Origin of the sequence: Spirillospora sp. NPDC049652 (genome assembly GCF_040675125.1) — a bacterium.
Taxonomy (GTDB): Bacteria; Actinomycetota; Actinomycetes; order Streptosporangiales; family Streptosporangiaceae; genus Spirillospora.
In genome coordinates this window covers 1-12,542 of the sequence record NZ_JBFAOF010000124.1, presented here as the reverse complement: position 1 = coordinate 12,542, position 12,542 = coordinate 1, and the positions used below count along the sequence as shown (strand labels likewise).

General features: G+C 72.7%; 14 protein-coding genes and 1 riboswitch. Of the genes, 12 read left to right on the top strand and 2 right to left on the bottom strand.

What is annotated here, in order from left to right; translation table 11 throughout:
* The 7 genes from whiA to AB0J52_RS11500 form a co-directional block, all read left to right on the top strand.
* On the top strand, positions 1-397 hold a 397-nt coding region (gene whiA, locus AB0J52_RS11530), incomplete at its 5' end, for a DNA-binding protein WhiA (protein ID WP_500181504.1).
* Positions 398-811: 414 nt separating this feature from the next.
* Entirely contained in the window at positions 812-1,816 is a 1,005-nt protein-coding gene (gap, locus tag AB0J52_RS11525; RefSeq protein ID WP_500181503.1) for a type I glyceraldehyde-3-phosphate dehydrogenase, read from the top strand.
* Between the two features lie 127 nt (positions 1,817-1,943).
* Positions 1,944-3,143 carry a phosphoglycerate kinase gene (locus AB0J52_RS11520; RefSeq protein ID WP_500181502.1) on the top strand — a complete coding sequence of 400 codons (1,200 nt, stop codon included), beginning with the start codon at positions 1,944-1,946 and terminating at the stop codon, positions 3,141-3,143.
* Positions 3,144-3,148: 5 nt separating this feature from the next.
* The gene (tpiA, locus tag AB0J52_RS11515; RefSeq protein ID WP_500181501.1) at positions 3,149-3,949 is read left to right on the top strand and encodes a triose-phosphate isomerase; all 801 of its coding nucleotides are present in this window, start codon (positions 3,149-3,151) and stop codon (positions 3,947-3,949) included.
* Positions 3,950-4,131: 182 nt separating this feature from the next.
* Positions 4,132-4,365: a preprotein translocase subunit SecG gene (gene secG / locus AB0J52_RS11510; RefSeq protein WP_500181500.1), complete on the top strand. Its 234-nt coding sequence runs from the start codon at positions 4,132-4,134 to the stop codon at positions 4,363-4,365.
* Positions 4,366-4,504: 139 nt separating this feature from the next.
* On the top strand, positions 4,505-4,876 hold the full coding sequence (locus AB0J52_RS11505) for an RNA polymerase-binding protein RbpA (RefSeq protein ID WP_500181499.1): 372 nt from the start codon (positions 4,505-4,507) through the stop codon (positions 4,874-4,876).
* A 355-nt stretch (positions 4,877-5,231) separates the two neighbouring features.
* On the top strand, positions 5,232-5,753 hold the full coding sequence (locus AB0J52_RS11500; protein ID WP_500181498.1) for a GNAT family N-acetyltransferase: 522 nt from the start codon (positions 5,232-5,234) through the stop codon (positions 5,751-5,753).
* 85 nt (positions 5,754-5,838) lie between these two features.
* Here AB0J52_RS11500 and AB0J52_RS11495 read toward each other — a convergent pair whose 3' ends face one another.
* Entirely contained in the window at positions 5,839-7,227 is a 1,389-nt protein-coding gene (locus tag AB0J52_RS11495) for an acyltransferase family protein (RefSeq protein WP_500181497.1), read from the bottom strand.
* 77 nt (positions 7,228-7,304) lie between these two features.
* Positions 7,305-7,394, top strand: a riboswitch (ZMP/ZTP riboswitch).
* Positions 7,395-7,470: 76 nt separating this feature from the next.
* Between AB0J52_RS11495 and glyA the strand changes: the two genes are divergently transcribed.
* The 5 genes from glyA (at position 7,471) to AB0J52_RS11470 (ending at position 11,603) form a co-directional block, all read left to right on the top strand.
* Positions 7,471-8,727, top strand: a complete 1,257-nt coding sequence (gene glyA, locus AB0J52_RS11490) for a serine hydroxymethyltransferase (RefSeq protein ID WP_500181505.1) — start codon at positions 7,471-7,473, stop codon at positions 8,725-8,727.
* Positions 8,728-8,931: 204 nt separating this feature from the next.
* Positions 8,932-9,471 (top strand): RNA polymerase sigma factor, encoded by a 540-nt coding sequence (locus AB0J52_RS11485; protein WP_500181496.1) that lies wholly within the window; start codon positions 8,932-8,934, stop codon positions 9,469-9,471.
* Positions 9,468-10,364 carry a hypothetical protein gene (locus tag AB0J52_RS11480; protein WP_500181495.1) on the top strand — a complete coding sequence of 299 codons (897 nt, stop codon included), beginning with the start codon at positions 9,468-9,470 and terminating at the stop codon, positions 10,362-10,364. The genes AB0J52_RS11485 and AB0J52_RS11480 overlap by 4 nt, the downstream gene beginning before the upstream one ends.
* A gap of 30 nt (positions 10,365-10,394) precedes the next feature.
* Positions 10,395-11,255: a LysR family transcriptional regulator gene (locus tag AB0J52_RS11475; RefSeq protein WP_500181494.1), complete on the top strand. Its 861-nt coding sequence runs from the start codon at positions 10,395-10,397 to the stop codon at positions 11,253-11,255.
* 69 nt (positions 11,256-11,324) lie between these two features.
* On the top strand, positions 11,325-11,603 hold the full coding sequence (locus tag AB0J52_RS11470) for a YciI family protein (protein WP_500181493.1): 279 nt from the start codon (positions 11,325-11,327) through the stop codon (positions 11,601-11,603).
* Positions 11,604-11,663: 60 nt separating this feature from the next.
* On the opposite strand, the gene AB0J52_RS11465 is transcribed toward AB0J52_RS11470, so the two are convergent.
* Positions 11,664-12,458: a class I SAM-dependent methyltransferase gene (locus AB0J52_RS11465; protein ID WP_500181492.1), complete on the bottom strand. Its 795-nt coding sequence runs from the start codon at positions 12,456-12,458 to the stop codon at positions 11,664-11,666.
* Positions 12,459-12,542 lie beyond the last annotated feature (84 nt).

The following is a 12,542-nucleotide window of genomic DNA, read 5'->3' as shown; positions in this document are numbered from 1 at the left end:
GCTCACCCGGCTCGGCGCGCACGACTCGGTGCTGGCCTGGGAGGAGCGGCGGATGCGCCGCGAGGTCCGGGCGACCGCCAACCGCCTGGCCAACTTCGACGACGCCAACCTGCGGCGCAGCGCCCGCGCGGCGGTCGCCGCCGGGGCCCGCGTCGCGCGCGCCCTGGAGATCCTCGGCGACGACGCCCCCGAGCACCTGGTCAGCGCGGGCCGGCTCCGGCTGGAGCACAAGCAGGCGTCGCTGGAGGAGCTCGGCCAGCTCGCCGACCCGCCGCTGACCAAGGACGCCATCGCCGGCCGTATAAGGCGTCTGCTCGCCATGGCCGACAAGCGCGCCGGCGACCAGGGCATCCCCGGCACCGAGGCGAACCTGACCGCCGAGATGCTCGCCCCCTGACCGCGCCGCCCGCCCGTCCGGCGCGATCGGGCGCCTGGGAAGCCCGTCCCAGGGCTTTCGCACAGGTTTTTCCCCGGGTTCGAGGGGCGTTCGCCGCGCCGGTCCAGGTGGCGGGCTTGGAACGGTCCAAACGGGCGTCCGCTCGAAACCGGGAGGGGTGAACCCGCCGGTTTCAGGGGACATGCGTGATTGGTCTAGACGGTCTGGTCTAGACCTTCGCCTGTCCCGGTCTCGCGGCGGCGCCCGGAACGGCGCCCGGCGCGGCTCCGTCACCTGGCGAAATCCGCCCCGCCGGTGCGGGGAGGCGGCCCGGTATTCGGTAGGGTCGAGGTCGGGGGAGACCCCGGGATCCAGGTAGGAAGTCGCCCGGAATCACCCGTGCCGGGCGTGACGACGTACGAGGAGAGCGGTTCCGTGACCATCCGAGTAGGCATCAACGGTTTCGGCAGGATCGGCCGCAACTTCTTCCGCGCGGTCAAGGCCGCCGGAGCCGACATCGAGGTAGTGGCGGTCAACGACCTGACCGACCCGGCGACGCTCGCGCACCTGCTCAAGTACGACAGCATCCTGGGCCGCTTCCCCGAAGAGGTGAAGGCGGCCGGTGACGAGATCCTCGTCGGCGGCAAGGCGATCAAGGTGCTGGCCGACCGCGACCCGGCCAACCTGAAGTGGAGCGACTTCGACGTGGACGTCGTCGTCGAGTCCACCGGTTTCTTCACCGACGCCACCAAGGCCAAGGTGCACGCCGACAACGGCGCGAAGAAGGTCATCATCTCGGCTCCGGCCAAGAACGAGGACATCACCATCGTCATGGGCGTCAACGACGACCAGTACGACCCGGCGAAGCACACGGTGATCTCCAACGCGTCCTGCACCACCAACTGCCTGGCCCCGATGACCAAGGTGATCCGCGACACCTTCGGCATCGAGAAGGGCCTGATGACCACCATCCACGCCTACACGCAGGACCAGAACCTGCAGGACGGCCCGCACAAGGACCTGCGCCGCGCCCGCGCCGCCGCGGTCAACATCGTGCCGACCTCCACCGGCGCGGCCAAGGCCATCTCCCTGGTGCTGCCCGACCTGAAGGGCAAGCTGGACGGCTACGCCCTGCGGGTGCCGATCCCCACCGGCTCGGCCACCGACCTGACCGTCGAGGTCGGCCGCGAGACCACCGCCGACGAGGTCAACGCCGCGATCAAGGCCGCGGCCGAGGGGCCGCTGCGCGGCATCCTCACCTACACCGAGGACCCGATCGTCTCCTCCGACATCGTCACCGACCCGGCGTCCTGCATCTTCGACGCCGGCCTCACCAAGGTCATCGGCAACCAGGTGAAGGTCGTCGGCTGGTACGACAACGAGTGGGGCTACTCCAACCGCCTGGTCGACCTGGTCAAGCTGGTCGGCTCGTCGGTCTGAGCCGCGCCGCCCGCCGTGGCCCCCGGCACGCTCCGGGGCCACGGCGGGCGCACGTCTGCGGGCGGCCCCGCGCCGGGGCCGCCCGCGGCACACCCGCACGCGACTCACGGAAGGACACCGCGTTCCGATGCGCACCATCGACGACCTGGACGTGACCGGCCGCACGGTGCTGGTCCGCACCGACCTGAACGTGCCGCTCGACGGCTCCAAGATCACCGACGACGGCCGGATCCGGGCCGGCGTGCCCACCATCCGGGCTCTGGCCGAGCGCGGCGCGAAGGTGGTCGTCTGCGCCCACCTGGGCCGTCCGAAGGGCGAGGTCAAGCCCGAGTTCTCGCTCGCGCCGGTCGCCGAGCGGCTCGGTGAGCTGCTCGGCCAGGACGTGGCGTTCGCGACCGACGTCGTGGGCGACTCCGCCCGCGCCGCCGTCGCGGGCCTCGCCGGCGGGCAGGTCGCCCTCCTGGAGAACCTGCGCTTCGAGCCGGGCGAGACCAGCAAGGACGACGCCGAGCGCGGCGCGTTCGCCGACCAGCTGGCCGCCCTCGCCGAGCTCTACGTCGGGGACGGCTTCGGCGCCGTCCACCGCAAGCACGCCAGCGTCTACGACGTCCCCCGGCGGCTGCCGCACGCCGCCGGCCTCCTGATCGACGCCGAGCTGGAGGTGCTGAGGAAGCTCACCGAGGACGTGGCCCGCCCCTACGCGGTCGTCCTCGGCGGCTCCAAGGTCTCCGACAAGCTCGGCGTGATCGACAACCTGCTCGGCAAGGCCGACCGGATCCTGGTCGGCGGCGGCATGGTCTTCACCTTCCTCAAGGCCCAGGGCCACGAGGTCGGCGCGTCCCTGCTGGAGCAGGACCAGCTCGACACCGTCCGCGAGTACCTCGCGCGGGCGGAGGAGAACGGCGTCGAGTTCGTCCTGCCGACCGACATCGTCGCCGCGACCGCGTTCGCCGCCGACGCCGAGCACGACGTGGTCGCGGCCGACGCGATCCCCGCCGACCGGATGGGCCTGGACATCGGCCCGGCGTCCGGTGAGCTGTTCGCCTCGCGCCTCGCCGACGCCGCGACCGTGTTCTGGAACGGCCCGATGGGCGTGTTCGAGATGGAGCCCTACTCGCACGGCACCCGCGCCGTCGCGCAGGCCCTGATCGACGCGCGCGAGGCGTCCGGCGCGTTCACCGTGGTCGGCGGCGGCGACTCGGCGGCGGCCGTCCGGCGGCTCGGCTTCGACGAGAAGCGCTTCTCCCACATCTCCACCGGCGGCGGCGCCAGCCTGGAGTACCTCGAAGGCAAGACCCTGCCCGGCCTGAAGGCTCTGGAGGACTGACCGAGATGGCCCCTTCCGCGAAAGCCCCCGCGCGCAAGCCGCTCATGGCGGGCAACTGGAAGATGAACAACAACCACTTCGAGGCGATCGCGCTCGTCCAGAAGCTCGCGTTCGGGCTGAAGGAGGCCGACTTCGCCGCGGTGGACGTCGCCGTGCTGCCGCCGTTCACCGACATCCGCTCGGTGCAGACGCTGGTGGACGCCGACAAGCTGCAGATCGCCTACGGCTCCCAGGACATCTCCCAGCACGCGTCCGGCGCCTACACCGGCGAGATCTCCGGGGCGATGCTGGCCAAGCTGGGCTGCGCCTACGCGACCGTGGGGCACTCCGAGCGCCGCCAGTACCACCACGAGGACGACGCGCTGGTCAACGCCAAGGCCAAGGCCGCGATCGCGAACAAGATCACCCCGATCGTGTGCGTCGGCGAGGGCCTGGAGGTGCGCAAGGCGGGCGAGCACGTCGGGCACTGCCTGCGCCAGGTCGCCGGCGCGCTGGAGAAGATCCCGGCCGACCAGGCCGCCGAGCTGGTGATCGCCTATGAGCCGGTCTGGGCGATCGGCACCGGCGAGGTCGCCACGCCGCAGGACGCGCAGGAGGTCATCGGCGCGATCCGGGAGCGGCTGGGCGAGCTGTACGACGGTGAGACGGCCGCCAGGGTGCGGATCCTGTACGGTGGCTCGGTCAAGGGGAGCAACATCGCCGGGATCATGGCGCAGCCGGACGTGGACGGCGCTTTGGTCGGAGGTGCCAGCCTGGACGCGGGGGAGTTCGTCAAGATCTGCCGATACCGGGACCTCCCGGCCTGATTCCGGCGGCGGGGGGACCGGCGACTTGAGATCAATTCGGTCTCGACCCGCCGGTTCTTGCCGAACCAGCGAAGACTTCGTCGTACCCTGCGGGGGTGACGGGTAAACCGCCCGGCTAGATCCTCCGTCCAACATCAGACAGGCCCCGCCTCGGCGGGGCAGGCCAGAGAAGGCGCGCAACTGTGATCATCGCTTCGTCCATCGTGCTCATCATCACGAGTTTGCTGATGGTGGTTCTCGTCCTGATGCACAAGGGCAAGGGTGGGGGACTGTCCGACATGTTCGGCGGCGGCATCTCGTCGTCGCTGGGCGGCTCGTCGGTGGTCGAGCGGAACCTGGACCGGCTGACCGTCGGGGTCGGCGTGGTCTGGTTCGCCTCGATCATCGTGCTGGGTCTGCTGTTCAAGCACGGCTGACCCGCGCTCACCGGGGCCGGTCCCGTAGTACCGGTCCCGTGGCATCTGAGCCGAAGAACACCTAACACCGCCGAGCCGCCGCCCGGCTCCCGGAGTGACCTCGCAGCGGGCGGCGGCGTATCGACCGAGGAGTATGTCCGTGGGTAGTGGCAACGCGATTCGGGGAAGCCGTGTCGGCGCCGGACCGATGGGTGAGGCCGAGCGCGGGGACGCGGCGCCCCGCGTGTGGGTGACCTTCTACTGCGCCAACCGGCATGAGACCCGGCCGAGCTTCGCGACCGACGTCGCGGTCCCCGACACGTGGGACTGCCCGCGCTGCGGGTTCCCGGCCGGCCAGGACAAGGACCACCCGCCGGCCCCGCCGAAGACCGAGCCGTACAAGACGCATCTCGCGTACGTGAAGGAGCGGCGCAGCGACGCCGACGGTGAGGCCATCCTCGAGGAGGCCCTCAACAAGCTCCGCGAGAAGCGCGCTGCCGTGAAGCGCGCCATGGAGGCCGCGCGCGCCTGACGCGCGTCCCCTCTGGCCCGGTACCCGCCGCGGGACCGGGCCGTTTCGTTCCCGCAGTTCCCCGAAAGCCCGGCCTTCCGCGTCCGCGCGGAGGTCCGGGCTTTTCGGCGTTCGGTCTCGGCCGGCCGCTGCGCTGGGGCGGCGGATCACCGGGGCACGGAACTCGGGACGGGGCGGCCGTGCCCGAGGAATCGGATTGCCCGGCTCACGCGGGCCGGTTAGCCTCGCGCGGAAGCATGATCACTGACTGTGGGAGATCGATGAATATGGCTGCCGCCGGCGTCACCAGCATGCCCTTTTCCGGGCCGCGCGAGCCCGCGCCGCCCGGTTCGTCACCACCGAGCAGGAGACTCAGGTGTCTTCCCTTCCCCCGGCGACCGATGCCGATCTGACCACCGACCGCCTCGTCCTGCGGTCGTGGAGCCCGGGCGAGGTCGCCGCCGTCCTGGACGGCGCCCGGCGAGCGCACTGGGCCCCGGACTTCCCCGCCGAGGGCGACCAGGTCATCGCGGGCCTGTTCGCCGACCATCCCGCGTGGCTGGGCGACTACGGCCACCGGCAGATCATCGAGCGCGACAGCGGTCTGGTGGTCGGCTCGATCGGCCTGTTCTGGCCGCCCGCCGACGGCGTCCTGGAAATCGGGTACGGCGTCGTGGCCTCCCGGCGAGGCCGCGGTTACGCTCCCGAGGCCACGCGCGCGCTGACCGGGTTCGCCCTCACCGCACCGGGCGTCCACACGGTCTGCGCCCATGTGGAGCTGTCGAACCCACCGTCGGTCAGGGTTCTGGAAAAGGCCGGCTTCGAGCGATCGGACGCCGGCGCCGAGCAGAACACCGCCCGGTTCGTCGTGACCGCGCCTCGATCGGCCCAGCGGTAGCGGTCCCCGCCCCGGCCAGGACCCGGTCATCCGGCCTTGCCGGGGCGGATCGCTTCCGCCCCCGAGACCTGGTGAACGTGGTCGGTCAGTGGACCAGGGACGGCTGGTCGGGGCCTTCGGTGGACGTGGCGTCCCGGCGCTCGGCCTGGTCGGGCGCCGACACCTCGGTGGCGGGGGCTTCCGGCGCGACCCTGTCCTGCGTTGGGTCCGAGGCCAGGTCCACGTGGGTGGACGGCGGCGGTGCGGGGTCGAGGCGCTGGGCGAGGGCGTGGCCGAGGCGCTGGCCCGGACGTTCGATCCACCGGTGCGTCGCCCAGCTCGCCGCGAGCACCAGCGCCAGGAACGGGACCATCAGCAGCGGCTGGTCGCTGCGGGGCCGCTCGAACGCCATGTCCAGGCCCATCAGCAGCGGTTCGTGCAGCAGGTAGGCCGAGTAGCTGACCACGCCCGTCCACGCCAGCCAGCGCGGGACGTGCCGGTGGCGCAGCGCGAACCCGATCGCGAACAGGACGAACGCGCCGACGACGGCCAGCGCCCAGGCGCGCTTCTCACCGAGGTCGGTGTCCCAGTCGGTGTACCGCCGGACGCGCCAGATCCCGGTGCCGACGGCGCTGACGAGCACCAGGGCGCAGACGCCGGCGGCGGTGCGGGGCCGGATCTGGCCGCGTTCGGCCCGGTGGACGACCGTCCCGGTGAACATGACCGCCAGGATCACGAGGCCCTCCCAGGGGTCGACGCGCCCGTTCACCAGGACGAGGGTGAGGGCGAGGGCGCCGCCGAGCAGCGCCGCGGACCGGGCGACCGCGGTCCGCCGGACGCAGGCCAGCCCGATCGAGGCGGCCATCAGCAGGAACGCGGCGAGCGAGACCCGGCCGTCCCCGAACCGGGTGGTCAGCGCGGCGGTGGGCAGGACCAGCGCCAGGGCGGGCGCGGCGACCGCCAGCGTGGACGCGGTGGCCACCGACCGGCGGTGCCAGCCGACCGAGAACAGGGCGACGACCAGCAGGTAGAACGCCATCTCGTAGGACAGCGTCCAGAGCACGTTGATCGCGCTCGGCACGCCGAGCAGGTCCTGCATCATCGTCAGGTGGGAGAGCGCGATCGTGGCCGGGTGGTGTTCGGGCACGAGGCCGTTCCGCAGCGCGTACAGGCCCGTCACGTGCAGGAGGACCACGACCGCGACGACGGCGGCGAGCAGCGGGTAGATCCGCAGGACCCGGCCGATCCAGAACCGGCGCACCGATCCCCGGCGCTCCAGCGACGCGGGCACGATATAGCCGCTGACCAGGAAGAACACCAGAACTCCGAAGGCCCCCGGGTCGAACCACGCGAGCAGCGTCCGGCGGAAGTCCGGCAGGTAGTGGTAGGACGCGTGGTGCAGCGCCACGGTGATCGCGGCGACGCCGCGCAGGGCGTCCAGCCAGCCCAGCCGGACGGTCGCGTCCGGCCTGCGGAGGGGGAGTTCGGAACGCATCCCAGCGACCCTAGCGGGTGAGGGGTACCGAAGGCATAAAAAGGATCAAAGGGACGCCAGGCCGCGGGCCGCTATGATGACGGGCACGCGACTGGCGCAGTCAAGGTGGAGCCGACCACCGGGGAGCGAAGACCGCCGTCCGCACACCGCGCGCCTGGGTGTACGGGACACCTCACCATGCCGGGGTGCCCGACACCGAGCCTCCGGCCCGACCTTCGCGGAGGCACCGTGCACGAGCCGTCGATGTCCCACCTGCTGGCCGAGGACCCCGAGATCGGCGGGCTGGTGGAGGCCGAGGCCCGCCGCCAGTTCGAGAAGATCCGGCTGATCGCCTCGGAGAACTACGTCTCGCCCGCCGTGCTGGAGGCGACCGGGAGCGTCCTCACCAACAAGTACTCCGAGGGCTACGCGGGCCGCCGGTACTACGAGGGCCAGCAGAACGTCGACCCGGTCGAGCTGGCCGCGATCGAGCGCGCCAAGGCCGTGTTCGGGGTCGAGCACGCCAACGTCCAGCCGTACTCGGGCTCGCCCGCCAACCTCGCCGTCTACCTGGCGTTCCTGAACCCCGGCGACACCGTGCTCGGGCTCTCGCTGCCGATGGGCGGCCACCTGACGCACGGCTGGTCGGTGTCGGCGACGGGCAAGTGGTTCAACCCCGTCCGGTACGGCGTGCGCGCCGACACCGGCCGCGTGGACATGGACGAGGTCCGCGATCTGGCGCTGCGCGAGCGGCCGAAGCTGATCTGGTGCGGCGGGACGGCGATCCCCCGCACGATCGACTTCCCGGCGTTCGCGGAGATCGCGCGCGAGGTCGGCGCCGTGCTGGCCGCCGACATCGCGCACATCGCGGGCCTGATCGCGGGCGGCGCGCACCCGTCCCCGGCGGGCCACGCGGACGTGATCACCACCACCACGCACAAGACCCTGCGCGGCCCGCGCGGCGCGATGGTGCTGTCCACCGAGGAGCACGCGAAGGCGGTCGACAAGGCCGTCTTCCCCGGGCTGCAGGGCGGCCCGCACAACCACACGACCGCCGCGATCGCGGTGGCGCTGCGCGAGGCGGCGCAGCCGGACTTCCCGGTCTACGCCCGGCAGGTCGTCGCGAACGCGCGGGCGCTGGCGGACGCGCTGCTCGCCCGCGGCTACGACCTCATCTCCGGCGGCACCGACAACCACCTGATCCTCATCGACCTGACCAACAAGGGCGTCGCGGGCAAGCCCGCCGCGCAGGCGCTCGACCGGGCCGGGATCGAGCTCAACTACAACGCGGTCCCGTTCGACCCGCGCAAGCCGTTCGACCCGTCCGGGCTGCGCATCGGGACGGCGGCGATCACCACGCGCGGGCTGACCGAGCGGCACATGGAGCCGCTCGCCGCGTGGATCGACGAGGTCGTCCAGGCGTCGGCGAAGGGGGACGAGTCGGCGGTGGAGCGGATCGCGGCCGAGATCCGCGAGCTGATGGCCGCCCACCCGATGCCGGGCTGGGCCCCCACCCCGTGAGCACCGCCTGGTCATGACACCCGGGCGGAGCCTTCGCCGCCAGGTCGTTCGCCGGGGCACCGCCTGCTCCGGCGGACGACGCGGCGCGGGAGGGCCGTTCGAATCTGTGCGGGGGTGAAAGATCCGGGGTGGGGTCCGGACATGTGCAGGTGATCGTTCACCAAGAGGTCACATGTTCAGGAGGCCGGATGTCGAGGGACCCGGATGGGTGAGGACGAGTTCGCGGAGGTCTACGCCGCCACCTACAAACCCCTGCTCGGTTACGCCCTGCGTCGGTGCGACTCGCCCGAGGACGCGGCCGACGTGGTGGCTGAGACGTTCGCGGTCGCCTGGCGGCGCGCGGCGGAGATGCCGTCCGGGGGAGAGGCGCGCCTGTGGCTGTACGGCGTCGCGCGCCGTGTGCTGGCCAACCAGCGCCGTGGGGCGCGCCGCCACGGGCTGAAGACGGCGGCGCTGATCGCCGAGTTGTCGGTGGCCGCGCCGTCGCGGGAGGACTCCTCGGCGGTCGCCGAAGTCTTCGGCCGGCTGCCCGACCGCGATCGTGAGCTTCTCGCGCTCGTGGCCTGGGAGGGGCTGTCCAACGCCGAGATCGCGACGGTGCTCGGCTGCTCGTCCAACGCCGTGAGCATTCGCCTGCACCGGGCCCGCAAGCGCTTCGCGCGCGCTCTGCGGTCGGCGGGCGTCGACCGTCCAGGCGCGGCCGCGCAGGCCGGGCCCGTTCTTCAGGGGAGTGAGCTGACATGACGCACGGCATCGACGATCTTGTGGCGGGCCTGGCGACGGTGCGCGACGGCGACATCACGAGCGAACCGGACGGCGCCGGAGGGCGCGCCCTGCTGGCGGCCGTCACCGCCGCTGAAGCACCGGCCCCTGGACGCCGTCGTTCTCGGCGCCTTCCCCGGCTGGCGGGAGGAGCGGTGCTCGTCTCGGCCGCCGCCGCGGCTGCCGTCGTCGTCCTGATGCCGGACGGCCGGCACTCGGCGCCGCTGCGCAGCTACGCCAACGCGGCCATGTCGATCCAGGTCAAGGGCACCGAGTACGAGGTCGAGGTCAAGAACGCCTACGCCGACCAGCGTGAGTTCAGCGAGGCGTTCGCCAAGGTCGGGCTGGAGGCCAGGCTGCGCATCGTCCCGGTCATGCCCGGCAACGAACGCCAGATCGTCCAGATCGGCGACCTGCACGCGCCCAAGGGCGGAATGCCCAAGGGAGGTGTGACGGGGACGTCCGACGCCGTGCTGAAGTGCCCGCCGGGCCAGGGCGCCTGCCCGTTGAGGGTCCGGTTGAGCGGTGCGATGTACCGCCTGGGAGGAGCCGACATCGTCATCGGCCGGAAGGCCGAGCCCGGTGAGGTCTTCTTCGACGCGTCCCCGATCCGGGGCGATCACGCCAAGGGGCTGCGTCTGGCGGACCGGACGGTCGCCGAGGCCCTCGCCGACCTGCGCCGTCGCGGCCTGTCCTCGGTCTTCGTGCTCGGTGCGTTCAAGGCCGACGGGTCGGGCAGGTACTGGGACGCGCCGGTGACGTGGCGTCCCTCCGGCGAACGCCGCATCACCGGCGCGTGGATGCGGAGCTCCGACTCGGTCGGGCTGATGGTCGTTCCGAAGGAAGGCGACCCCGGGCCCCACCCGGTCGGCTGACCGGCGCGCGGGGGTTCCTACCCTGTGCGGATGGAGTTGCGGCAGCTCAGGTATTTCTGCGCGGTGGCGCGGGAGGGCAATCTCACCCGCGCCGCCGAGGCGCTGGGGTTGAGGTCGCCGTCGCTGAGCCAGCAGATCCGGGCGCTGGAGGACGACCTGGGCGCGCGGCTGTTCGAGCGGTCGGCCGCCGGGATGGCCCTGACCCCGGCGGGGGAGGCGCTGCTGCCCGAGGCGCGGGCGGCGCTGGCGGCCGTGGAACGGGCCCGGCGCGCGGTGGAGCAGGCCGCCTCGGCGGTGCGGGTCCACACGGTCGGGCTGCCGCCCGGGGTCCCCGCCCGGCTGCCGGCGCGAATCCGGGCGGCGGCCCGCGCGCTGGGCGCCGAGGTGGCCTTCGAGGACGCGCCCACCGACCGGCAACTGCAGCGCCTGCGGCACCGCGACCTCGACCTGGGGGTGCTGTCGATGCCGGTCGGGCAGGTCGCCGGGCTGGAGGTCCGGGTGGTGCACCGCGAGCCGCTCGGGCTTCTGATGGCCGCGGACCATCCGCTGGCCGCCGAGGAGCGCATCGCCTGGGAGCGGCTGCACGACCAGGAGTTGCTGTGGTTCCCCCGGGAGCGCGCGCCGGGGTACCACGACGCGCTGCTGGCGGCCTGCCACACCGCCGGATGGCATCCCCGGCTGCGGGTCTCCACCGCCCGCCGCGCGATCACCCATGCGGAGCTGGCGGCGGGGGAGCCGGTCGTGGCGCTGCGTCCGGCGTCCGCCGCCGAACCGGGACTGGCCTGGCGGCCGCTGCGCGCCGGTGCCCCGATGGTGGAGTTCGCGGTGGCCTGGATGGGTGACACGCGTCACCCGCTGCTGCCGCTGATCGCCCGCGACCTGGAGCGTTAGGCTCCGCCTACCCCGCCTCAGGCACCGCCTCGTGGACCCCGCTGACGGCCCGGCCGTTGACTGTGGGCCATGTTCATTCTGCTGCTGCACTACGAGTCCGGGACGCTGGACGAACTCGACCGGATGCTCGACGAGCACTACGAGTACGTCGACCGGCACATGTCCGCGGGCACCTTCCTGCTCACCGCCCGGCGCGTCCCGCGCACCGGCGGGGCCATCCTGGCCACCGGCGTCGACCGCGCCCGGATCGAGGAGATCGTCGCCGAGGACCCGTTCCAGCGGTCCGGCGCCGCCCGCTACGAGATCATCGAGATCGAGCCGACCCGCTCGGCCCTCCAGCTCCCCTGACCCCGGCCCCGCCCGCGCACCCGTCCCGTCCGGCCCGGCCCGGCCCGGCCAGGGCCGGGCTCAGGCGCGGCGCAGGACGGTGATCATGCGCCAGGCCCCGGCGTCGGTGAGGGCGACGTCGCCGAAGTCGCCGTACTGCGCGACGGTCTCCAGCGCTCCGGACAGCCGGACGGCGGCGCTCAGCTCGGTCGCGGTCCAGAACCGGTAGGGCACCACGTCGCGGATCACCCGGACCGGCGTGTCCGGCCTGGTGATGGTCATGGTGACGTGGTCGTCGGCGATCTGCGTGACCGGGTCGAGGCGGTCGGACGGCTCGCCCCACCGCACGGTCGCCTCCACCTTGCCGCCGGGGCCGTCGTGCTCGACCGTCCAGCCGGTGGAGACGGACGGGTCGTCGGTGAGGCGGTCGCGCGGGTGCGACATCTCCAGCACGTACAGGCCGTCGGCGTTGAGGTGGTCGGCGGTGCGGTCCAGGTGCGCGACGAAGGCGTCCAGGGTCATCAGGTGGGACGTGGAGTCCAGCATCGTCACGACCAGGTCGAACCGGCGGCCGAGCGCGAACGAGGTCATGTCCTCCTGGACGACGTCCAGGTCGAGGCCGCACTCCTTGGCCTGCTGGTCGGCGTAGGCGCACATGGCCGGATGCAGGTCCAGGGCGGTCGCGGTCAGGCCGCGCCGGGCGAACTCGCGGGCGTGCTCGGCCGGGCCCGCCGCCAGCTCCAGGACGGTCCGGGCCGACGCGCCGGACGAGCGGTGCCGGACGGTCCACTCCAGCAACGTGTCCACCTCGGCGGGCACGTCGCGGAACGAGCACGCCAGCTCGTAGGCCCAGGGATCGTCGTAGATGCCGGTCACAGGCACCCATCCTGCCAGGCGGGCCCCGGCCGTCCCGACGTCAACCCCGTGGGGAGTGCCGCACGGCCGTCGCGGCGGGCGCCG